Origin of the sequence: Sphingobacterium sp. Lzh-3, from assembly GCF_046764375.1 — a bacterium.
Classification (GTDB): domain Bacteria; phylum Bacteroidota; class Bacteroidia; order Sphingobacteriales; family Sphingobacteriaceae; genus Sphingobacterium.
Genome location: NZ_CP177226.1, coordinates 3,459,114 through 3,482,301 on the forward strand (window position 1 = coordinate 3,459,114; position 23,188 = coordinate 3,482,301).

18 protein-coding genes are annotated in these 23,188 nt (G+C 39.9%); 15 read left to right on the forward strand and 3 right to left on the reverse strand.

The annotated features are described in order from the left end of the window. The first annotated feature begins 88 nt into the window (after positions 1–88). From ACLCDV_RS14565 to ACLCDV_RS14595, 7 genes are all read left to right on the forward strand, one after another. Entirely contained in the window at positions 89–736 is a 648-nt protein-coding gene (locus ACLCDV_RS14565; protein WP_336836554.1) for an SCO family protein, read from the forward strand. A gap of 1 nt (position 737) precedes the next feature. Further along, positions 738–1,157, forward strand: a complete 420-nt coding sequence (locus ACLCDV_RS14570) for a c-type cytochrome (RefSeq protein WP_411971491.1) — start codon at positions 738–740, stop codon at positions 1,155–1,157. Positions 1,158–1,452: 295 nt separating this feature from the next. Next, entirely contained in the window at positions 1,453–2,040 is a 588-nt protein-coding gene (locus ACLCDV_RS14575; RefSeq protein WP_286735110.1) for a TetR/AcrR family transcriptional regulator, read from the forward strand. Between the two features lie 8 nt (positions 2,041–2,048). Beyond that, positions 2,049–3,374, forward strand: a complete 1,326-nt coding sequence (locus ACLCDV_RS14580; protein ID WP_075992752.1) for a TolC family protein — start codon at positions 2,049–2,051, stop codon at positions 3,372–3,374. A 26-nt stretch (positions 3,375–3,400) separates the two neighbouring features. Next, entirely contained in the window at positions 3,401–4,558 is a 1,158-nt protein-coding gene (locus ACLCDV_RS14585) for an efflux RND transporter periplasmic adaptor subunit (protein ID WP_075992753.1), read from the forward strand. Positions 4,559–4,595: 37 nt separating this feature from the next. Continuing rightward, complete coding sequence (locus ACLCDV_RS14590) at positions 4,596–7,766, forward strand: multidrug efflux RND transporter permease subunit (RefSeq protein ID WP_333575021.1); 3,171 nt, start codon at positions 4,596–4,598, stop codon at positions 7,764–7,766. 129 nt (positions 7,767–7,895) lie between these two features. Beyond that, positions 7,896–8,507 (forward strand): HAD-IA family hydrolase, encoded by a 612-nt coding sequence (locus ACLCDV_RS14595; protein ID WP_317666279.1) that lies wholly within the window; start codon positions 7,896–7,898, stop codon positions 8,505–8,507. Positions 8,508–8,587: 80 nt separating this feature from the next. Here the strand turns inward: ACLCDV_RS14595 and ACLCDV_RS14600 are convergent, their stop codons facing one another. Both ACLCDV_RS14600 and ACLCDV_RS14605 read right to left on the reverse strand, forming a co-directional pair. Continuing rightward, on the reverse strand, positions 8,588–9,931 hold the full coding sequence (locus ACLCDV_RS14600; RefSeq protein ID WP_317666278.1) for a hypothetical protein: 1,344 nt from the start codon (positions 9,929–9,931) through the stop codon (positions 8,588–8,590). Positions 9,932–9,945: 14 nt separating this feature from the next. Continuing rightward, positions 9,946–10,551: an RNA polymerase sigma factor gene (locus ACLCDV_RS14605; protein ID WP_317666276.1), complete on the reverse strand. Its 606-nt coding sequence runs from the start codon at positions 10,549–10,551 to the stop codon at positions 9,946–9,948. 325 nt (positions 10,552–10,876) lie between these two features. Here ACLCDV_RS14605 and lysS point away from each other — a divergent pair, with 325 nt between their 5' ends. From lysS to coaA, 6 genes are all read left to right on the forward strand, one after another. Next, positions 10,877–12,595 carry a lysine--tRNA ligase gene (lysS, locus tag ACLCDV_RS14610; RefSeq protein ID WP_411971492.1) on the forward strand — a complete coding sequence of 573 codons (1,719 nt, stop codon included), beginning with the start codon at positions 10,877–10,879 and terminating at the stop codon, positions 12,593–12,595. 463 nt (positions 12,596–13,058) lie between these two features. After that, complete coding sequence (locus tag ACLCDV_RS14615; protein ID WP_411971493.1) at positions 13,059–14,114, forward strand: patatin-like phospholipase family protein; 1,056 nt, start codon at positions 13,059–13,061, stop codon at positions 14,112–14,114. A 31-nt stretch (positions 14,115–14,145) separates the two neighbouring features. Then, the gene (locus tag ACLCDV_RS14620; protein WP_317666270.1) at positions 14,146–15,378 is read left to right on the forward strand and encodes a nucleoside recognition domain-containing protein; all 1,233 of its coding nucleotides are present in this window, start codon (positions 14,146–14,148) and stop codon (positions 15,376–15,378) included. Between the two features lie 71 nt (positions 15,379–15,449). After that, positions 15,450–15,830, forward strand: coding sequence for a methylglyoxal synthase (locus ACLCDV_RS14625; RefSeq protein WP_046673562.1), 381 nt, complete (start codon positions 15,450–15,452; stop codon positions 15,828–15,830). Positions 15,831–15,842: 12 nt separating this feature from the next. Continuing rightward, positions 15,843–16,244: an OsmC family protein gene (locus ACLCDV_RS14630; RefSeq protein ID WP_317666267.1), complete on the forward strand. Its 402-nt coding sequence runs from the start codon at positions 15,843–15,845 to the stop codon at positions 16,242–16,244. Between the two features lie 129 nt (positions 16,245–16,373). Then, complete coding sequence (coaA, locus tag ACLCDV_RS14635) at positions 16,374–17,333, forward strand: type I pantothenate kinase (protein WP_317666266.1); 960 nt, start codon at positions 16,374–16,376, stop codon at positions 17,331–17,333. On the opposite strand, the gene ACLCDV_RS14640 is transcribed toward coaA, so the two are convergent. Further along, positions 17,330–18,178: a mechanosensitive ion channel family protein gene (locus tag ACLCDV_RS14640; protein WP_317666265.1), complete on the reverse strand. Its 849-nt coding sequence runs from the start codon at positions 18,176–18,178 to the stop codon at positions 17,330–17,332. The two genes, coaA and ACLCDV_RS14640, sit on opposite strands and share 4 nt — an antisense overlap. 180 nt (positions 18,179–18,358) lie before the next feature. Between ACLCDV_RS14640 and ACLCDV_RS14645 the strand changes: the two genes are divergently transcribed. Together ACLCDV_RS14645 and gyrA are read left to right on the forward strand one after the other, a co-directional pair. Further along, positions 18,359–20,458: a heavy metal translocating P-type ATPase gene (locus tag ACLCDV_RS14645; protein WP_411971494.1), complete on the forward strand. Its 2,100-nt coding sequence runs from the start codon at positions 18,359–18,361 to the stop codon at positions 20,456–20,458. Positions 20,459–20,621: 163 nt separating this feature from the next. Then, positions 20,622–23,186 (forward strand): DNA gyrase subunit A, encoded by a 2,565-nt coding sequence (gyrA, locus tag ACLCDV_RS14650; RefSeq protein WP_317666263.1) that lies wholly within the window; start codon positions 20,622–20,624, stop codon positions 23,184–23,186. Positions 23,187–23,188 lie beyond the last annotated feature (2 nt).

Genomic DNA, 23,188 nt, shown 5'->3' on the forward strand with positions numbered 1-23,188 from the left:
AATAACGCAGTCCGCCCAGCTTTAGATTAACATTAAATTGTTCGTGTAAAGATGGAATCAAGCTTTAACAAACAAAACTATTGAACATATGAGATCCATAACTAAATTTTACTGCGCAGCTGGCCTTATACTCGGTTTATTTTCCTGTAAAAACAACAGCCAGACAAGCTTACCCATCTATGGCGAAAGAGAAGCTGTAGAAAAAACAGTTGATGGAAAACAAATCGTAGATACAGTCTATCATACTATTCCGCCTTTTAAACTGCTCAATCAGGATAGTACAATGATTTCAGCTAAAGATTTTGAGGGTAAAGTATATATCGCCAACTTCTTCTTTACCCATTGTCCAAGTATCTGTCCGACGATGAATCGCAACCTATTAAAGATATACCAGCAATACAAGGATAATGAAGAAGTTCGTTTCCTGTCCCATAGTATAGACTTTAAATACGATCAGCCCTATGTACTGAAAGATTATGCCAATAAATTGGGCGTAACCAATAATCACTGGCAGTTTGTTTCGGGGACTAAAGCAGAAATATATGGTCTAGCCAATCAATACCTGGTTTATACCGCTGAAGATAAAAATGCACCTGGAGGTTACGATCATCAAGGATACCTTGTCTTAATAGATAAGGATAAAAGAATTCGGGGTGCCTACGACGGCACAAACGATGAGCAGGTAAAAAAATTGATGAACGATTTACCTTTACTCTTGAGTGGAGCTAAAAAATAACATGCGCATTCTCTTAACAACAGGTATAACGATCGGGGTTATTTTATCGATCTTAATTGGCTGTCAACAGGAAGTTGATATCAAAACGGCACAATATGCGGTTAATGGTCAAAAGGTATACCGGGCACATTGTCAAAATTGTCATGGAGAGAAAGGCGAAGGATTGGGAAATCTCTATCCTCCCCTAACCGATACCACCTTTCTGCAAACGCACCGTCAGGAGCTTGCTTGTATCATCAAGCACGGAACTTCCGGAGAACTTGAAGTAGCAGGCAAAAAGTTTAATAATACCATGCCCGCTTCAAATCTTTCTGCAATTGATATCGCTTATGTATTAACATATATCAACACCAAGATCAACAAAGGAAAGAATCTTTATCCTTTGGAAGAAGTGGAGAAAAGTTTAAAAAATTGCAAATAGAAAAAAGCGGTGGTTTTATAAAACCACCGCTTTTTTCTATTTGCAACCGCTTCACCTCCTTTAATAAAGATCTTCAGGCCAATTTACAAGCGAAACTCATGCTACAACCTTGATCTCATTGATGGTACCTCCCCTCTATGCATCAAAAAAAATAAAAAGTTGAAAACAATTTCATCTTTTTTTCCTTATTGTATTATTGATTCAAATCGTTTTATATTTATTGATTTATAACAATATTCTGACATTTTGGATCCAAATTAATCGTTAATTTTGCAACCGAATGAACGTTCGATTGATGAATTCCAATGAAAAAATTGCGGCAGTACTTGCCAGCACACTAAAACTTATACAAACAAACGGCTTCCATGGAACGCCGATGAGCAAAATCGCACAAGATTCTGATGTAGCAATAGGAACTATCTACCATTATTTTCCATCGAAAGATGACCTAATCTTTGCACTGTTCAAACATTGTAGAACATTACTGAATGATTACATTTTTGATGGTATAAAAGATGATTTCGATTATAAAGATTCCTTTGTTCATATCTGGCGCAACTTTGTCAAGTTCTATTTAGAAAATGGGCATATCTTCAGTTTTTTTGAACAGTTTTTTTCGTCTCCTTATTATGAGAAAAACAAAGCTGAGATACAAGAACCTGTAGGTGGACAAAATAAAGTTGTTGATTTTTTACAAGAAGGCATTGACCGAAAAATATTGAAACAGGTAGACGTCCATCTTTTGGTGGCCAGTTATATTGGTGTAGCCTTATCGACTGTTCACAGTATCAAATTTAAAGATCTCAAATTCTCTGAACAGAATGTAGAAGATTTAATTGGGATTATTTGGGATGGAGCTATTAATAGAGAAAAAAATAATTAATTACATATATGAAGTTTAATAGAATCGTTTATTCCTTGGCGGCCCTGTCGCTTTTGAGTAATACAGGATTTGCACAACAGCAATCTGAAAACTTGCCGGCAAATGCAACACTTCAGCAGCTGATTGATTACGCCTTACGTAATCAAATCTCTGTAAAACAAGCACAATTGGACGAGGCCATCGGTGAAAAAGATATTGACATCTCCCTTTCAGGTTGGTACCCACAATTGGGTCTAAAAGGAAGTTATAATTATAATGTCATTGTTCCATTAGCAAATATTGGCGGAAATAATATCAAAATGGGGCAGAACAATGCGAGTGCCTTAACGCTTCAAGCAGACCAACAGATCCTTAATCCAGAGCTAATGCAGGCGAAAAAAGCCGCTGAGCTGGTACGTCTCGGTAATAAACAAAATACGGAGAACAAAAAAATAACAGCTGTTGTGGAGGTCAGTAAGGCCTATTATGACATCCTGACGTCTGAAGAGCAGATCAAGATTGTTCGCGAAAATATTGCTCGCCTTCAAAAACAATTGAAAGATGCAAAGTCACAATATGATGTGGGTTTAGTTGATAAAACTGACTATAAGAGAGCGCAAATTGCTTTGGCAAATTCGAATGCTGACGAGAAAAGAACAGTTGAGCTTCGTAAATATAAATACGAATATCTTAAACAATTACTAGCTTTGGATAAAAGCAAAAATTTGACACTTTCATTTGATAATAGCAGTATGGAATCAGAGATTCTACTTGATACAACTGCAGGAATAAGTGTCTCTAATCGAATTGAATTCCAACAATTGGAAACATCGAAAAAGATTCAACAGTTGAGCACACAGTATTATAAATGGACATATTTACCAAGCGTAAGTGCTTTTTATAATTACGCATTCAACTATAGAAATGATAAATTCAGTAAGCTTTATTCCGACAATTTCCCGGGTTCAGTAGCTGGCCTAAATGTTTCTTTTTCAATTTTCGACGGATTTAAACGTAAAAAACAAATCAATAAATCCAGATTGCAGGAAGAAAGAATTGACTGGGATATCAAAAATTTAGAAAACAGCATTAACACAGAATATTCGTTGGCAAAGGCAACCTATAATGCGAATTTAAATGACTGGAAAACAGCTAAAGAAAATGTGGATCTCTCCAAAGAAGTATACGAGACAATCAAACTTCAATATGACGAAGGTATCAAAACTTACCTCGATTTAATGACAGCAGAGACTGATCTCAAAACAACACAGCTCAATTATTTGAATTCCCTTTATGCGCTATTGTCAAGTAAATTGGATGTTCAGAAAGCAGTTGGGGCAATCCACACAAATTAATCAATAAACGGAAACTAATACAAATCATGAATAAAAGACAATTATTATTCGCTTTCTTCCTTGGGACGGCATTAGTATGGACCTCTTGTGGAAATAAAGATGCAAAAAAGCAAGGTGCAGCACAGGCTCAGGCTGAAAAAGTTGTCCCTGTCAGCTTTGGTGTCGCATCACATGAGACTGTTACAGGTACAATCAGCTATCCAGCAACAGTCAAACCGTTGAACGAAGCAGATCTATATGCGGAAGTAAGCGGCTATATCACAAAAATATATGTTTCTGACGGTGCAGTAGTTTCCGCGGGACAAGCTCTTTATGAAATTGATGGAACACGCTACAACGCAGCTGTCCAACAAGCTAAAGCAAGCTTACAGGTCGCACAGACTGATTTGGACCGACAAAAAAGAGATTTAGCACGTTACCAGACATTGGCCGATAAAGACGCGATTGCGAAGCAGGTTTTTGACAATGCAGTATCAAATGTAGCGGCTTCTCAGGCACAGGTAGAGTCGGCTCGTGCGGCATTGGTCACTGCAAATACAAACTTATCACGGTCGACGATCCGCGCTCCTTTCAGTGGTACTGTAGGGATATCACAGGTACGTTTGGGAGCCTTGGTTAACCCAGGCACAACCCTATTGAATACCTTGTCTTCAACCAGCCCAATTGCTGTTGAGTTTCAGGTAAACGAAAAGGATATTGCCAAATTTACCCAATTGCAAAGCAGCCATTCCTCTTCGGACCTTTCTCTTTTATTGCCAAATGGAAGCACTTATGAAGGCAAAGGAACGATCACAACCATTGACCGCGCAGTTGACCCTGCTACCGGAACAATCAAAGTGCGGGCTACTTTCCCGAACAATGCCAACGAATTGCGGGCTGGTATGAATATTACGATGAATGTATCAACAACCTCGGCTACAGAAGAAGTTGTTGTACCTTACAAAGCGGTCTTTGAACAGCTCGGGGTATTTAACCTTTATGCTGTGAATGATAGCAGCAAAGCCGAAATACGTCAAGTAAAATTAGGTATTAAAGCTGGTGATAAAATTGTGATTAAAGAAGGTGTCAAAGACGGTGAAAAGATTATCGTCGACGGTACCATGAATGTCCAAAATGGCGTTAAAGTAGTTGATGCTGCCGTCGCTGCCCAACAGGCTGCCAAAGGAGCACCTCAAGGAAAATAACACCATTAATTTTTAAAGAGAATCTAAAAGATATAGAATGATTTCAGAAGTATTTATTAAGAGGCCAGTTACCGCAATCGTTATTTCGATATTGATTTCAATTATCGGGATCATTGCAGTATCCACGTTGCCAATTAGCCAGTATCCTTCTATTGCACCTCCAACAGTAACGGTTACGGCCAATTACACCGGAGCTGATGCACAGACGGTTGAACAAACCGTGACAACTCTTATCGAGAGTCAGATCAATGGTACACCTGGCATGATTTATATGTCGTCCAATAGTACGTCAAATGGTCAAGCAACAATTACGGTGACATTTGAAGTAGGTACGGATATCGATATTGCGACCTTAGACGTACAAAACCGTGTGGGAATCGCCGAACCAGCCCTTCCCGAAGCTGTGAGACGTCTGGGAATTACAACCCGTAAAGCCAATAACGATATCCTGATGTTGGTTGCTTTAACTTCACCAAAAGGAACAAGATCCGAAAATTTCTTAGCCAACTACAACAACTTATATGTTAAAGATGCACTATTACGTGTGAAAGGAGTCGGTGATGTAACCGCTTTTGGGCAACCATTTTCGATGCGTGTATGGCTAGATGCAAATAAATTGGCTAATCTAAGCATGACTCCGGCCGATGTATCAACAGCAATTGCGGAACAAAACTCCCGCATACCTGGTGGTAGTGTTGGCGGACGTCCACAAGAGTCTTCGACAGTATTTGAATACCCAGTCATTACCGATAGTGACCTTTCAAATCCGGAAGACTTTGAAAACATCGTTGTAAAAACCAACAAAGATGGATCTATCGTACTTTTAAAGGATGTCGCACGTGTTGAACTGGGTCAATTTAATTATGGTACATCATCTACCGTAAATGGTATGACCTCATCTGCGATGATGATTAACCAAACCCCGGGAGGAAATGCCGTAGAATCTGCAGAAGGCATTGTGACAGCATTGGAAAAATTAAAGAAATCTTTTCCAACGGACGTAGATTATACCATCAGTTACGAGACCGTTTCGGTAGTAAATGCCTCAATTTCTTCGGTTATCCATACCCTAGTTGAAGCATTGATCCTGGTAACAGTGGTGGTGTTTTTCTTCCTTCAAAGCTGGAGGGCAACATTAATCCCCGTATTGGCAATTCCGGTATCCATCATCGGTACATTCATCTTCTTCCTGATGTTTGGCTTTTCGGTCAACAACCTGACCATGCTCGCCTTTGTATTGGCCATCGGTATTGTGGTGGATGATGCCATTGTTGTGGTGGAAGCTGTCCAGCACTATATCGACCATTATAAGCTGGATGCAAAAGAAGCGACACGTCGCGCCATGGGCGACATCACCGCGCCGGTTATTGCAATTGCGTTAATTTTGGCAGCCGTATTCGTTCCTGTAGGTTTCATCCCTGGAATGGTCGGTAAATTGTACCAACAATTTGCCATCACGATCGCTGTGTCCGTTATGTTATCTGCATTTATTGCACTTTCGTTAACACCCGCATTATGTTCAATTTTATTAAAGCCTACAGCCGTACATGAAGGTGCAAAAGGATTGAACAAGTTTTTCTATAAGTTTAATATCTGGTTCGAAAAAGTCACCATCAGATATTCGAATGGTGTAAAACAAGCAATCAAAAAAGCACCACTGGTGTTGATTATTCTGTTGTGTATTTTTATCGGAACCGGCTGGATGTTTACAACCAAACCGACAGGGTTTATTCCTTCTGAAGATGGCGGTGCATTTTTTGCAGGTATTACTTTGCCGGAAGGTTCTTCTTCTGCGCGTACAAATGAAGTTCTTAAAGAGATTGAAGCCGATCTACATAAGACTTTCCCTGAAATTAAGTATGTTACTGCGATCTCAGGTATCAATATTCTAAACCGCGCGTTTAAATCCAATGGTGCAACAGTGTTCGTTTCTCTAAAACCTTGGGAAACCCGTACGCGCACAGCAAACGATATCGCCGGTATGATTATGGGAAAATATCAGGGCTATACCAAAGCTCGGGTATTGGCTGTTACACCGCCGGCAATTCCAGGTTTAGGTACATCTGGAGGTTTCTCTTTGCAAGTACAGGATTTACAGACTGTAAATATCAAAGATTTCGAAGCAACGGTCGGCAAATTCTTGATGGCAGCCAACCAACGTCCGGAAATTGGAATGGCTTATACCCTATTTAACACCAACTCTCCAAACTACAAATTGGAAGTAAACCGTGAACAGGCAAAACGCATGGGCGTGCCTATCTCAAGTATTTATTCGACAATATCATCCTATTTGGGTAGTAGCTATGTCAATGATTTTACGAAGTATGGCCGTAGTTACCGTGTCGTGACTCAAGCTGACATTCCGTACCGCATGAATATTGAAGACATCAACAAACTGTATGTCAACAATGTTTCAGGAAACCCGGTACCGATGGGTACGCTGGTCAAGTATGAATTGATGACAATGCCGTCAATCATCAATCACTACAATATTTTTAGAAGTGTAGAGATCAATGGTAGTTCGGCTCCTGGCTACTCATCAGGGGATGCTTTAAAAGCATTACAAGAAGTGGCTGCACAAACATTACCAGAAGGTTTTGATTATCAGTTCTCTGGCCTATCTCTTCAAGAGATGCAATCCGGATCAAAGACCGTTCAAATTTTTGCCTTATGTATCCTGTTTGTGTTCTTGTTGTTAGCTGCCTTATACGAAAGTTGGTCTGTACCTTTCTCCATTTTGTTATCTGTACCATTGGGTGTATTTGGGGCTATATTAACCCTAACATTAATCCCTACATTGGATAATAACATCTATGCACAGATTGGTCTGGTCACCATTATTGGACTTGCTGCTAAGAATGCGATTCTAATCGTAGAGTTTGCTAAGGAGCGGGTTGATATTGGGATGAACCTTTATGAAGCGACATTAGATGCTGTAAAATTGCGTTTACGCCCAATTATCATGACGTCCTTTGCCTTCATCCTGGGGATTATTCCATTGATGCTATCCCATGGAGCTGGAGCTATTTCTCGCCAAACAATCGGTTGGACGGTATTTGGTGGTATGACAGCTGCGACACTCCTGGCAATCTTTATCGTTCCGGTGCTATTCGTCGTGATCACGCGTATGGCATACGGTAAGAAAAAATTGGCTGAATTAGAAGCTAATTTCGATGAAGAGAAAGCGAAAAATTTAAGTTCACACTAATTATACGCTGCCTCTGTGAATATTCAACACGGAGCTAACAGCAAGAAGCCTTTCCTTGTAACAAGGGAAAGGCTTCTTTTTTGCTCGTCCAATTATATTTTTTTATTTTTACCGCTCACTATTAAATATATGTCACCTGAATCACAACGAAAATTTGAATTACTAAACCTTCTTGCCGAATCCTACGACGCACTATTATTTGACGTCGATGGTACCCTGGCAGATAATATGGACGCACATAAACAAGCCTATAAAGCTGCAGCCAAACAATACGGAGTCGAGTTGGACGTCAATTTGATTGATGAAACTGCCGGATGGCCCACTGTGGCTGTTGCTGAGGAAATCAGCAAACGCTATGAGGTAGATTTCGATTATCAAGAATTTTCCACACTAAAGTCTACCATTTTTCGAGACGAGTATGTTTTCAAGACTAAGCCTGTAGATTACGTTGTTGAACATCTAAAATATCAGAAAGGTAAAAAACACATCGCTGCCGTTTCAGGAGGAACCAGAACAACCTTATCCATGACATTAACCACCATCGGTGTATGGGATGATTTGGAAACACTGGTTTGTGCTGGAGATACGGCTGAGGGAAAACCTTCACCACAACCCTTTCTTTTGGCAGCGGCTCAATTGAATATTGCTCCGGAAAGATGTCTGGTCTACGAAGACGGGATTCCAGGAGTTGAAGGTGCGAAAGCCGCAGGAATGGGTTGGGTTCGCGTTGATGAACTTTAATAAATCCCGATTTGCAGACTATAAAAAAAGCCGCAGTAAACTTCAAGCTTACTGCGGCTTTTTTTATAGCATTATGCTATTTAAAAACTAGTAATTATTTTCACTCCCCCGTTGCTATAGTTCAAATCGGATGATTTCAAATTTCCGATTGGAGCTTTATAATAAGGCTCTACAGAAATGGATAATTTTCCAACTTTCTGTTTCCGGCCAACTGAAAAATTAATAAAGCCGTTCACACCTTTATCATCAACATTTTTGTCTTGGGATTTTTGTCTGTACTCCGTATTATTTGTTTCATAGATCGTTGCACGTTCCTGATCTAATACACCGACATAAGACACACCGACAGACGTATAAAAATTCTTATTAATCGCATATCTCACATCTACAGGAATATCAACCGTTAGGATTTTACCTGAAACCCGTTCATTACTTTTCGCATCTTTTGCATCTGCAGTCCGCATAACAAACAAATTGTTGACACTTGATTGAGAAATATAATTCGGCGCATCTGCATTAAAGGAATTTGATCCCATCGCTGGGGTAATAGGTGTATTTCCAGAAACAGCACCATAGTGTTGAATAGATGCCCCCGAACGTAGACTTACTTTGCTTGAAATATTATAGGCAAGTGCAAGCCCACCACCAAGTGTTATACTCTCTGAGGTAGAGGCCGGAGAAACAAAAGCTCCCATCTCCCATTTTTTCTCTTGACTGGCTTTATTTAGGATAACACTATTTCTTGTGCTCCCCTGCTGCATAGCATAGAGTTGCGACAGTTTTGCCGCATCGCGTTGTGTTTGATTACCAGAACTCACAGCGGAATTAGCATGAGCTATCGCTGAACTATTGGACTGAGTGGCGTTATGATCGACCTCGTTTTCATCCAAAATTATATTTGCAGAGAGCTTATTATTTTTCAATTGCATCGACTGCAAATTTGCAATGTCATTGGAAACAGTTAATTCAGTCCCTTGCATCCCCTGTCCTGAATTCAGTCCCGAAAAGTGGTTAGCGATCTGTTGATCCGAATGATCTTTTACTATTGAATAGGTAAAGGGCCTATTTTGTGATAATTGCTGTGACGATAAGCCTTTATCTTGTGTAATGGAAGATAGTGAGCGTTGAATGGATTCTTTCAAATCCTTATTATTTCCTACCACATCTTCATTATCTTGATGGCTTACCGAAGCCACAGCAGGCGAATCCGTAGGTGTATTATTCTTTAAGCCCCAGTACCCCACACCAAAACACAATAATACAGCCGCAGCTGCACTCCAATATTTCCAATTCGAGTGACTACGTGGTGCAACGCCATAGTTTGAGGCAAATTTTTCCCAGGAACCTTCTTTATAAGGTAGTTCATGGTCTTTTAATTGTCCAACGATCTCTTCTATCAATTCCTTTTTCTTATTGTCTTTCATCGTAACAACAATATTTATCTTATTTCTTGAACTACGCCTGTATAATCCAAGTATAATTTTCTAAGTTTTTGTTTCGCTCGTGTCAGATAAGTACGTGAAGTACTGTCTGGTATATTGAGCATTTGCGCTATTTCATCATGTGAATACCCCTCAATTTCATAGAGATTAAAAATAGTTTTTTGAATTTCGGGAAGCTGATCCAATAGACGCATAATCTCATTGACTTCCAAACGGCTGTCCAATTGAACTGCTGGCGTGTGCATATCCCCTTCTCCGAGATCTTCAACCGAATAAAACTGCTTCTTACCTCGCAAAAAATCAATCGAAATATTGGCAGCAATTCTCCCTATCCAAGCTCTAAATGATTTTTCAAGATTTTCATCATCAATATCCCTATTAAATGATTCCAATTTTCGAAATATCCGAACAAAGCTTTCATTAACAAGCTCTTCCGCATCTACATCCTGTTTTACATAACGAATAATAATAGCCATGAGGTAACCATAATACTTTTTATAAACGAAGGCCTTTCCGTCCTCACGATCGCGCAAGCAACGTTCTAAGGCATCATGTAAAGATGATAGCTTCTTGTTATAAAAATATGATTGAATTATACCCACTTAAACCATTTAATTATTAAGTTTCAAACTTAGACAAATTGCCTTTCATATGCAATCAATAGCGCATACTATGTAAACAATTTATCGAATACTCCCCTTCATTATGAACGTTTTTTTCGAGGAGATAGCGAAATTAAAATTATAAAACTCAAAATCAAATAGCCGAATGTCCCCTGTAATAATATCACTATTTAACTATTTTTATCCCATATAACGGAAAGCAATTTCCTTTCGCTACAGCGTTTTCAAAAAAAATCCATAAAAAGAATTGAAAAAAATGGCTATTTTTGCGTGATTTTCACATTTTAAATATTATTCATACCGAATGAGTACTGTATTATCCGAACAGGAACAACTTAGAAGACAAGCGATGCAATCGTTGATGGATATGGGAATTGATCCATTTCCAGCAAACGAATTTGTCGTCAATGCACATGCTGCTGATATTTTAGAAAATTACGATAGAGATAAATTGAATTACAAGAACATTACCATTGCTGGACGTATCATGAGTCGTCGTGTGATGGGTAGTGCTTCATTTTTTGAAATTCAAGACTCTACCGGACGTATTCAAGCTTATATTAAGCGTGACGATGTCTGTCCTGATGAGAATAAAGACCTATACAATGTCGTTTTCAAAAAGCTATTGGATATCGGAGATATCGTTGGTATCAAAGGCTATGTCTTTACAACACAAACCGAGGCTATTGCAGTACACGTAGAAGAACTTACCGTTTTATCCAAATCGCTACGTCCCCTACCTGTCGTTAAATCTGCAGAAGGTAAAACTTTTGATGCCTTTACAGACCCAGAGCAACGCTATAGAATGCGTTACGTGGATTTGATCGTAAATCCAGGTAACAAAGACATATTTATCAAACGTACGAAGCTTTTCAATGCGATGCGTCAGTTCTTTAACGACGCGGGGTATATGGAAGTAGAAACACCTGTCCTACAGTCCATTCCAGGCGGTGCTGCAGCACGTCCGTTTATTACACACCATAATGCTTTAGATATTCCATTATATCTTCGTATCGCCAACGAGCTTTATTTAAAAAGACTAATCGTTGGTGGATTTGATGGTGTATACGAATTTTCTAAAAACTTCCGTAATGAAGGAATGGATCGTACCCACAATCCAGAGTTCACCGCAATGGAAATTTATGTAGCCTATAAAGACTACAACTGGATGATGGACTTTACAGAACGTCTATTAGAACATTGTGCGTTGGCTGTAAACGGAACGACTGAAGCTACCTTCGGCGAACATAAAATTGACTTCAAAGCACCGTATAAACGGATATCGATGACAGATTCCATAAAGGAATTTACTGGATTTGATATTACTGGAAAATCTGAAGAGGAGATCCGTATTGCCGCCAAAGCAATGGGCATCGATGTAAACGAAACCATGGGTAAAGGCAAATTGATCGATGAAATTTTTGGTGCAAAATGTGAAGGAAACTACATACAGCCAACATTCATTACAGATTATCCAAAAGAAATGTCTCCTTTAACGAAGAAGCACAGAGATAATCCTGATTTAACCGAGCGTTTTGAGCTGATGGTTTGTGGAAAAGAGATTGCCAATGCTTATTCAGAGCTTAATGATCCAATTGATCAACGTGAACGATTTGAAGATCAATTGCGCCTTTCTGAGAAAGGTGATGATGAAGCCATGTTTATTGATCAGGATTTCCTTCGTTCATTGGAATATGGAATGCCACCGACCTCTGGACTTGGAATCGGTATGGACCGTTTAATCATGTTCTTGACCGATAATGCATCAATCCAAGAAGTTCTTTTCTTCCCACAAATGCGACCTGAAAAAGTAGCCAAAGTAGCAGAAGTGAAAGATTATGAGGAACAAGGCATTCCTGCAGCCTGGGTTCCCGCCTTACAAAAAATGGGCTTTACAACCATTGAAGCTTTAAAAGAAGCGAATCCGAACAAGGTTTTTAATGATCTTGGTGGTATGCGTAAAAAACTGAAACTAGATATCAATATGCCAACGAAAGACGAAGTATTTGCTTGGTTCAATTAAATCGGTATCTATACTCGCTAAAAAAGCTGCCTCAATAAAATTTGAGGCAGCTTTTTTTTGTTTAGGTCGAACTTATAAAAGCGTTTACAACGGTCCAATACACCCACAAACCACGAGATTCCTCTCTGTCGTATCTCCAATCTTATCAGATCTGTATAATCTTTTCATTATCTTTTATATTATCAGGGGTTTTACAGGGGGTTAACAGGGGGTTAACAGGGGTATAACAGGGGTAAACCCTTGTTAACCCCCTGTTATATCCCTATAAACTTCCTAGTAAATCCCTGTTAACCAAGAAACTGTTAAGCGGGTAGCACGACGCTGTCGAAGGTGATATGACTAAAAAGATTCGCTATGCATTTAAACACAGGATGTAGGATACAATTGTCACCAATATATGACTCCTGCCAATTGTAGACATTTATTATATTTACATATCGTTAACTAAATCAGTTCTTAGCATATGAAGAATATTCTCGCGCTTGATGGTGGTGGTATCCGGGGTATTATTCCTGCAATGGTTCTCGTGGCTCTGGAAGAGAAGTTACAAAAACAGACCATGGATCCCAATGCACGGATTGCCTCCTACTTTGACTTTATTGCAGGTACAAGTAGCGGCGGAATTCTGACAAGTATTCTTTTGTATCCGGAAGAAGGCAATCCCACCCATCCGAAATTTTCTGCGCGGGATGCCTTAAACTTATTTGTTAATCATGGCACTGAAATTTTCAACGCTTCCAAATGGAGACGTTTTCTCGGTGGATTTGGCCTTGTCAGCGAACTCTACTCGTCCAACACATTATCAGACGTTTTGGATGAGTATTTTCAAAATGCAAGGTTGAGCCATCTTATCAAGCCTTGTATCATCACGGCCTATAACATTGAATTACGGAAGAATCATTTTTTCAGACAACAAAAGGCAATTACGCACGGCGAAGCGCGGGATTTCTACCTTAAAGATGTCTGCAAGGCTACATCTGCTGCACCCACATTTTTTCCTGTTGCAGAGATCTATTCCCTTTCAAAAACAAGATATCCTTTGATTGATGGCGGTGTGTTTGCTCAAAACCCCTCCATATGTGGCTTACTTGAAGTTTTAAAGGCTTTTAACAGCACACAGATAAACGACATGTTTATGGTATCCTTAGGAACTGGAATGTCAAAAACAGCTTATAATTACGAACATTTTAAGAAGAAACTTGCTATACAAATCGGTCCCGCTTTAGTTGACATTATGACGAGTGCATCTTCAGAGAGTACCGAATTTTTTATCCGGCAACTCTTTCAGAGTAACGGTAAGCAACAAAATTATCTCCGGATAGAACCGGCCAATCTATCGAGTATCAATGCATCATTAGATGCAGCTTCGCCCAATAATATACAGAAATTGATCTCCTTATCCGATAAAATGATCAGCGAACATGAAGACACATTGGATTATATCGTTGCGCATCTCATTAAAGAAAAGAGTCAAAATAAGAAGAAAAATCCATGGAGCAAGTTGATGGATAAGTTCTAAAAGATTACTTTTACGCATATTTTAAATCTATATGGCATTAAACTACGTTTGGGTTGCATTTTTCTTAATCACATTTGCCGTAGCCCTTGTAAAACTCATCTTTTTCGGAGATACAGAAATCTTCCAACAAATTGTAAACTCCATCTTTGACAGTGCAAAAACAGGTGCAGAAATATCCTTGGGATTGATTGGTATGATGAGCTTTGCACTTGGGATTATGAAAATTGGGGAAAAAGGTGGTATGATCAATATTTTTGCAAAAATCGTAGGCCCTTTTTTCCACAAACTATTTCCTGAAATACCAAAAAATCACCCTGCACTGGGTTCGATTCTTATGAATTTTTCGGCCAATGCACTCGGTTTAGACAACGCGGCGACGCCATTGGGGCTTAAAGCCATGAAAGAACTCCAGGAGCTCAATCCAAATAAGGAAACAGCGACCAATGCTCAGATCATGTTTATTGTGCTCAATGCTTCGAGCTTAACGCTTTTGCCGATTTCAATTATGGCCTATCGGAAGGAAGCCGGAGCGCCAGATCCTTCGGATGTATTTCTGCCGATTCTGATTGCGACCTTCTTTTCCACGCTAGTTGCATTGATTCTCGTTTCCATTTACCAAAAAATTAATTTATTCAACCGTGTTGTACTTGGCTACCTGGGCGCAATGGGATTGTTTATCGGCGGCTTGCTTTATTACTTTTCGGGATTACAACAAGCAGAAATAGAGATATTTAGCAAGGTGTTTGGGAACGTTATCTTATTTAGCTTATTCACTTCTTTCATTGGCTTGGCACTTTTCCGTAAGGTAAATGTTTACGATTCCTTTATTGAAGGAGCCAAAGAAGGCTTTGAGGTTTCTGTTAAAATAATCCCCTACCTCGTTGCAATGCTGGTTGGGATTGCTGTTTTTAGAGCATCCGGAACAATGGATTATATGGTAGCAGGAATTTCCAAGGGGATCGCCCTGTGCGGTTTGGACACATCATTTGTTGACGCCCTACCGGTCGCCTTTATGAAACCTTTGAGCGGCTCCGGCGCGCGTGGACTTATGGTCGATCTGATGAACGCCAAAGGACCAATGGATTTTGCAGCTCGGGTTGCCTGTGTTATTCAGGGATCAACAGAAACCACTTTTTATGTCCTCGCTGTTTATTTTGGAGCAGTAGGTATTAAACGTACGCGACATGCACTACCCTGCGCTCTACTAGCTGAATTGGCCGGTGTGATAGCCGCTATTATTATATCCTATATATTCTTTAAATAACATACAAAACCGATCGAGAAAGGTTCTGTTTTCAGATTTGAGCCGATTCTTTTACATTTAATTATATACTGATGAAAAAAACAATTGCATTAATAGCCCACGACGGCAAAAAACCTGAAATGGTCGCATTTGTCAAAGACCACCAGGAATTATTGGAACGCGCCAATATCATTGCCACAGGTACTACGGGTTCTTATGTTAGACAGACAGGCTTGCCTGTGGAATTGAAATTGAGTGGCCCCATGGGTGGTGATGCACAAATCGCAGCTTTAGCGGCCGAAAGAAAAGTTGATGGTATTATTTTCTTTCGCGATCCACTAGGAAAACACGCCCATGAACCAGATATTCAAATGCTCATGCGTGTATGTGATCTTTATAATGTCCCGTTGGCAACAAACCCTGCAACAGGAAGCCTCATTATTGAAGGGCTACTAGAAGACGTTGAATCATAATTTTAATCGCTTATGGACAATGAAGTAATCGTTTCAATAGGGAAAATCCCCTATACAACGACAGTACAATATGGAAAACATCAACTAACGGTTGATGAACCGACAGACGTAGGCGGTGAAGATCAGGGTATAAACCCAACTCCGCTCTTGCTATCCTCTTTGGGTAGCTGCAAAGCGATTACGGTCAAAATGTATGCTGATCGCAAGAACTGGCTTCTGGAAGAAGTCTTGGTGCGCTTATCCTATGAAGTACAAACAAGTGAGCAGCAGCAAACTACCTATATACAATGCTATATCAGCTTTAAAGGAGATTTAGATGAGGTTCAAAAACAGCGGTTGTTTAAAATTGCTGAAAAGTGTCCTGTCCACAAAATATTATCAAATCCCATTGTCATAACTTCAAATCATTTGTAATGTTTCTTGGGATAACGGGGAACACTATTTATATTTGTCCGCGCAAAAATGATCTTTAAAAACGCGTGTTAGCGGAAAAAGGTGAATTTGCTTCTGACTAGAGATACTTGGAATAAAAATAAAGCAACAATGCAATTGGATCCACAAATAGCAATAGACTCACCTTTTAGATCGATCAAACGTGAAGACTGGAAAAATTTAAATGGAAAAGTATTGCACAACTTCAGTGTCGAAGACCTGGAAAATCTACATGCGCTGAATGAACCTTTGACAAACCAGGAAATAGAAGAAGTCTACTTTCCCTTGAGTCATCTGCTTGAGATTCATATCGATCGTTTCCAAAGTCTCCATCAACGGACAAACCGTTTCTTTGGCAAGGAAGAAAGCAAACTACCTTACATCATTGGTATCGCGGGTTCGGTTGCAGTTGGAAAAAGTACTACAGCTAGGGTTTTACAACGTGTGCTCAGTTTACTACCCTCCAAACCAAAAGTAGATCTGGTGACTACAGATGGCTTTCTTTATCCAAATAAACAACTTATCGACCGCGGCATTCTAAATCGAAAAGGCTTTCCGGAAAGCTATGATGCCAAAAGGTTGATCCATTTTCTTTCTGCGGTGAAGTCAGGTGCCCCAAAAATTGCCGTTCCCGTCTACAGCCACTTGGTCTATGATGTATTGCCCGACGAGCAGCAACAAATCATCGAACAACCCGATATTCTAATTGTGGAAGGAATCAATGTTTTACAAGTGAACTCCCAGCGCCCGCGAAAGGGACACAGCGTGTTCGTTTCCGATTTTTTTGATTATTCAATTTATGTACACGCCAGTGAAAAAAACTTGATTGAATGGTACACCAACCGTTTTGAGTCGCTTCGGGCAACAGCGTTCCAAAATCCAGCATCATTTTTCCATAAATATGCGAATATGACAGCTGACGAAAGCCAGTCCATGGCTGTAAATATCTGGAATGAGATTAATAAACCCAATCTAATCAAGAATATCTTACCTACGCGATATCGTGCAGATCTCATTCTGGAGAAAGGAAGTCACCATTTTGTTAAAAATGTGAAGGTGAGAAAAATTTAACCTTGTATACGCTGAAATTGCAAAATTTCATTCAATATCCGGCTTTGTACCTGTTGATGTATCTTGTTGCTTGACGAAATTGTACTCACCTCAACTTTATACTTGATATAATCTTTAGCAAGGTCGGCAACTTTGATCGTAAAGCCCTGGGAGTGATCTAAATTTGGATTCTTTTGAAATAAAGGACTTAAATATCGTTCCAGTTCCGCCACAGCAACAGCTCGATCAATCGGTAGTTCAAATTTGACAACGATCTTATTGGACTTTTGAGAGGTTTTATTGACCAGAGTGGCCGTAAATACCAAATTATTTGGAATCATAACAGCATCGTCATCTTCATCCCGTACAACTAGATTGGCCAAGGTAATATCGACAATTTTCCCTTGGTACTCGCCTATTTTTATCCGGTCTCCCACAGAAAACTGATCGGAAAACATAATGATCAGACCGGATATCATATTGGTGATATACTCTCTAAAAATAACGGCGATTGCCATCGCAACGATAGTCATACTGGTGATAAAATCCTTCGGATTGATCCCGACTGCGATCATTAAACTCACCAGGATAAAAAAAACATTGCCTACCGTTGCAACCCGCGTAATTCCGAGCACAAAATTACCACGGACAACCTGTTGTTCATTTCGGCTATTGTATAGTTTAACAAGTATAAAATGCCCAATCGAGATCAGGACACTCGCCGTTAAAAAAGTGTTTAGCCCATAGGCGATATCTCTAATGGTCTTCTTTTGTTCGTAAATATCTGCCAAAGGCACGAATGAGGCCGTCAGAGCGATCCATAAAATGATCCTTATAACAAAAGAAATTGAAATTGATTTTGTCATTTTTCACCCTAAATTTAAAGTTGCTTTTGTGTATCCAATTTTAATGCTCCCCACCCAATACTGAAGTTCATCTTTGTCAAGGGGCTATAAACAGGCTTGCTAAGCTAAACAATTTTACTTTACGTAAAAAGCATTATCAGGAAATACCTATCTTTGTCTAAAGACATTACATGCTATTAAATGAAGGAATCCAACGTGCAGACTGAACTTAATGTAACCGGAATGCATTGTGCAAATTGTGCTATTTCAATCCACAAATACCTGGAAAACAACGGAGCAAAAGACATATATGTCGATTTTGCTTCAGATGAAGTGAAATTTTCGGAGATCCCCGTGGAAAAAATACCTGTGCTGGTCAAAGGTATCGAGTCTTTGGGCTACAAAGTTATTGCAGGTAAGGATAAGAAGCCTAGCTTCTGGCGTTCAATTGAATTTAAGTTCCTCATTTGTTTGACCTTTACGCTACCTTTGTGGAGTCATATGTTTACGGATTATCCCTTACTTCATGATCCCTATATTCAGTTAGGCCTGTGCACCCCTGTATATCTTATTGGCTTTTCCTACTTCGGAATCAGCGCGTTCCGATCCCTTTGGAATAAAATGCCTAACATGGATGTCCTTATTTTTGTGGGCTCTACTGCAGCTTTTATTTATAGCCTTATAGGTACGTATTATCATCTTGGACATGATTACCAATTCTACGAAACATGCGCTACGATCATTACATTAGTTTTCTTAGGAAACGTGCTCGAAAAACGGGCGGTAACCAAAACGACATCCGCAATCAAAGATCTGATTAAATATCAGGACGTGCATGCCATCAAGGTCGAAGGCGATCAAGAAATAGAAATACTGGCCAAAGAAGTTAAATCCGGTGATATTCTGAAAGTGAATACGGGAAATCAGATACCTGTCGACGGCGATATTTTGGAAGGACAAGGCTGGGTAGACGAATCCATGTTGACAGGAGAAAGTATGCCCGTTGAGAAGCTAAAGTATGATACTGTCATTGGTGGTACGTTACTGACCGAAGGTAATATCAGCATCGTAGCGACCAAAGTCGGGTCCAAAAGTGTACTCTATCAGATTATTCAGTTAATTAAAGATGCACAAAGTAAAAAACCGCCTATTCAAAAGTTCGGTGATAAGGTAGCTGCTTATTTTGTGCCGATTGTTGTGAGTATCTCTTTTTTTACTTTTTTTATCACCTATTTTATCGCGCAATTACCGCTGCAGCAGTCCTTAATGAATGCTATAGCCACACTTGTTGTATCGTGTCCCTGCGCAATGGGCTTAGCGACTCCTACCGCTGTTATGGTGGGCTTAGGAAGGGCCGCAAAAAAAGGAATACTGATTAAAGGCGGAAGTACGATTGAGGAAATGTCCGAACTCAAACAGATGGTGTTTGACAAAACCGGTACCTTAACGACTGGTGATTTTAATATCAAAGCAATACAGACATTTGGCATTGAACAATCACAAGTTGAATCGATCATAGCCCAGCTCGAAAGCTATTCCAGCCACCCTATTGCCAAATCGATCCGAAAACAACTGAAGGAAATTAAATCCTACCGTATTATCTTCAAGGAGGTCAATGAAATACGGGGAAAAGGCATATTTGCGACAGATACCAATGGAAACAACTATTCCATTTGCAATGCCAAACTTGGGCAAAAAGATTACTCAAACCGTTACGACCTGACATTAACTATCAATGAGGTCGTTATTGCAGGTATCATTCTTGAGGATCAAATAAAACCTTATGCAAAAGAACTTATACAATACCTCAAGGATAGAGGAATACGTCCTGTTCTGTTAAGTGGTGACCGTCAAAGCAAATGTGAACGTACTGCACAGAAGCTCGGTATTGCAGACGTATACTGGGATAAATCTCCCGAAGAAAAGTTAGCAATCTTGTCCAAACTCAAAAAGAATGGTCCTACAGCAATGGTCGGCGACGGCATCAATGACGCACCGGCCCTTACCGCAGCCGATGTGGGGATCTCGCTTGGAGATTCCACACACATTGCTATTCAGTCTGCAAAAGTCGTTTTATTAAACAACGATCTCCGCTCTATCGAGAAGCTACTTAAAATAGGTCATCATACCCTATTGACGATTAAACAAAATCTATTTTGGGCTTTTGCCTACAACGTTATTGCCATACCGCTTGCCGCTCTTGGCTTTCTCGGTCCTATGCTTGCAGCCCTAAGTATGGCCTTTTCGGACTTAATTGTGATCGGTAATTCAATTCGTTTACGCTTTAAAAAATTGAAATAAAAACAATAGCACATCAGTACCAAGACAATCCATAAAAGATTGTCTTTTTTGTGTATATTAGGGCTTGAATCATTCGCTTTTGAGGTTAAATTTTTGTAACTTCGCATGCGTAGCAAGCCAGTTTAGAGGGCTTGCTTACTAGTTTTATTGAAACCAAATTCATATGGCTGAAGAAACAGAAAACGACAACAATCTTGTTCCGGCAAACGACCGGATTATCCCAATCAACATCGAGGATCAGATGAAGTCTGCATACATTGACTATTCCATGTCTGTCATTGTATCAAGAGCACTTCCTGATGCCCGAGATGGCATGAAACCAGTACACAGACGTGTTCTTTATGGCATGCTGGACTTAGGGGTTACCAGTGGCAAGCCTTACAAAAAGTCTGCCCGTATCGTTGGTGATGTATTAGGAAAGTATCACCCACATGGTGATTCATCCGTTTATGACACCATGGTTCGTATGGCTCAAGATTGGAGTTTACGCTACCCTTTGGTAGATGGTCAAGGTAACTACGGTTCCATTGACGGCGATCCACCTGCGGCGATGCGTTATACTGAGGCGAGATTAAAGAAAATTGCCGAGGAAATGCTATCCGATATCAACAAAGATACTGTTGATTTCCAAAATAACTTTGACGATTCCCTACAAGAACCAACAGTCCTTCCTACGCGTATTCCAAACCTTTTGGTAAATGGGGCTTCGGGTATCGCTGTGGGTATGGCTACAAATATGGCTCCACATAACCTTTCTGAGGTTATCGATGGTACAATTGCTTTTATTGATAATCGTGATATTGAGGTACCCGAATTGATGCAGCACATCAAAGGCCCAGACTTCCCTACAGGTGCATTGATCTACGGCTATGCCGGGGTTCAAGATGCTTGTAATACAGGACGTGGCCGTATTGTCATGCGTGCAAAAGCGGAGATTGAAGCAACTAAATCTGGAAGAGAGCAGATTATCGTAACCGAAATTCCCTATCAGGTGAACAAGGCCAATATGATCGAGCGTACAGCCGAACTGGTCAACGAAAAGAAATTGGAAGGTATCTCTGCCATCCGTGATGAATCTGACCGTACGGGTATGCGTATTGTATATGACATCAAACGTGATGCAAATGCAAATGTAGTTTTAAACAATTTGTTTAAATACACAGCGCTACAAACTTCATTTTCAGTAAACAACATTGCTTTAGTTAAAGGAAGGCCAATGCTGTTGAATCTGAAAGATATGATTCATGAGTTTGTGGAGCATAGACATGATGTCATCGTTAGACGTACACGCTATGAACTGGCAGAAGCTGAAAAACGTGCTCATATTCTAGAAGGGTATTTAATTGCCTTAGATCATTTGGATGAAGTCATCAAATTGATCCGTAACTCGGATACACCAGAAGATGCACGCGTTGGATTAATGGAAAAATTTGGACTGTCCGACCTTCAGGCTCGCGCTATCCTTGACATGACATTACGTCGTTTAACAGGACTGGAACGCGATAAGATTAAAGAGGAATATGCCGAATTGATGAAAACAATTGACTACTTGAAATCTGTATTGGAAGACGAAGAACTTCGTATGAAAATCATCAAAGATGAGTTAATTGAGATCAAGGAAAAATATGGTGATGAACGTAGATCTCAGATTGTACACTCTGCTGAAGATATGCGCATGGAAGATTTTATTGATGATGAAGAAATCGTGATCACAATCTCCCACAATAGTTACGTAAAACGTACACCATTATCCGAATACAAACGCCAGGGCCGCGGTGGTCGAGGATCAATTGGCACAAATACACGTGAAGAGGATTTCACAGAGCATATCATTACTGCTTCAGCACACAACTATATGCTGCTATTTACGGAAGCGGGCCGTTGTTTCTGGTTACGTGCATTTGAGATTCCTGAAGGAAGTCGTACCTCGAGAGGTCGTGCTCTTCAAAATATCATCAACGTTCCAAAAGAAGAAAAAATAAAGGCCTTTATCCTTGTGAAGAACCTAAAAGATCAGGAGTATCTCGAAAACAACTTCATCATTATGTGTACCAAAAAAGGTACCATTAAGAAGACGTCTTTGGAAGCCTATTCTCGTCCAAGAGCAAACGGTATCAATGCCATCAATATTAATGAAGGCGATCAATTAATTGAGGCTTGTTTGACTACTGGAAGCAGTGAAATTGTCATGGCACTCCGTTCTGGTCGAGCAATTCGATTCAATGAATCTACTGTACGTCCAATGGGAAGAACAGCAACGGGCGTACGCGGGATCACATTGGCGACTGAAAGTGATGAAGTGATTGGCATGATTAGTGTGAATGATTCGGAAACTACCGTGTTGGTCGTTTCTGAAAAAGGATACGGAAAACGGACAGATATCGAAGATTATCGCGTAACGAATCGTGGTGGTAAAGGTGTGAAAACAATCAACGTCACAGATAAGACAGGCGAACTCGTTGCAATAAAAGGCGTTACAGACAACGAAGATTTAATGATCATCAATAAATCTGGTATCGTTATCCGTATTGCTGTTGAAGAATTAAGAGTAATGGGACGTGCAACGCAAGGTGTAAGACTCATTAATTTAAAAGATAACGACGAGATCGCTTCTATTACGAAAGTCGATCGTGAAGAAGAATCCGAAGAAGAATCTGAACTGACCGAAGAGTCAACAGAAAATGGAGATTCGACTTCTGAAGAAAACACGGACTCAAACGAAGAATAAAT

Coding starts and splice junctions, on each gene's coding strand:
- ACLCDV_RS14565 (WP_336836554.1), top strand. CDS start 89: ATGAGATCCATAACTAAATTTTACTGCGCAGCTGGCCTTATACTCGGT.
- ACLCDV_RS14570 (WP_411971491.1), top strand. CDS start 738: ATGCGCATTCTCTTAACAACAGGTATAACGATCGGGGTTATTTTATCG.
- ACLCDV_RS14575 (WP_286735110.1), top strand. CDS start 1,453: ATGAATTCCAATGAAAAAATTGCGGCAGTACTTGCCAGCACACTAAAA.
- ACLCDV_RS14580 (WP_075992752.1), top strand. CDS start 2,049: ATGAAGTTTAATAGAATCGTTTATTCCTTGGCGGCCCTGTCGCTTTTG.
- ACLCDV_RS14585 (WP_075992753.1), top strand. CDS start 3,401: ATGAATAAAAGACAATTATTATTCGCTTTCTTCCTTGGGACGGCATTA.
- ACLCDV_RS14590 (WP_333575021.1), top strand. CDS start 4,596: ATGATTTCAGAAGTATTTATTAAGAGGCCAGTTACCGCAATCGTTATT.
- ACLCDV_RS14595 (WP_317666279.1), top strand. CDS start 7,896: ATGTCACCTGAATCACAACGAAAATTTGAATTACTAAACCTTCTTGCC.
- ACLCDV_RS14600 (WP_317666278.1), bottom strand. CDS start 9,931: ATGAAAGACAATAAGAAAAAGGAATTGATAGAAGAGATCGTTGGACAA.
- lysS (WP_411971492.1), top strand. CDS start 10,877: ATGAGTACTGTATTATCCGAACAGGAACAACTTAGAAGACAAGCGATG.
- ACLCDV_RS14615 (WP_411971493.1), top strand. CDS start 13,059: ATGAAGAATATTCTCGCGCTTGATGGTGGTGGTATCCGGGGTATTATT.
- ACLCDV_RS14620 (WP_317666270.1), top strand. CDS start 14,146: ATGGCATTAAACTACGTTTGGGTTGCATTTTTCTTAATCACATTTGCC.
- ACLCDV_RS14625 (WP_046673562.1), top strand. CDS start 15,450: ATGAAAAAAACAATTGCATTAATAGCCCACGACGGCAAAAAACCTGAA.
- ACLCDV_RS14630 (WP_317666267.1), top strand. CDS start 15,843: ATGGACAATGAAGTAATCGTTTCAATAGGGAAAATCCCCTATACAACG.
- coaA (WP_317666266.1), top strand. CDS start 16,374: ATGCAATTGGATCCACAAATAGCAATAGACTCACCTTTTAGATCGATC.
- ACLCDV_RS14640 (WP_317666265.1), bottom strand. CDS start 18,178: ATGACAAAATCAATTTCAATTTCTTTTGTTATAAGGATCATTTTATGG.
- ACLCDV_RS14645 (WP_411971494.1), top strand. CDS start 18,359: ATGAAGGAATCCAACGTGCAGACTGAACTTAATGTAACCGGAATGCAT.
- gyrA (WP_317666263.1), top strand. CDS start 20,622: ATGGCTGAAGAAACAGAAAACGACAACAATCTTGTTCCGGCAAACGAC.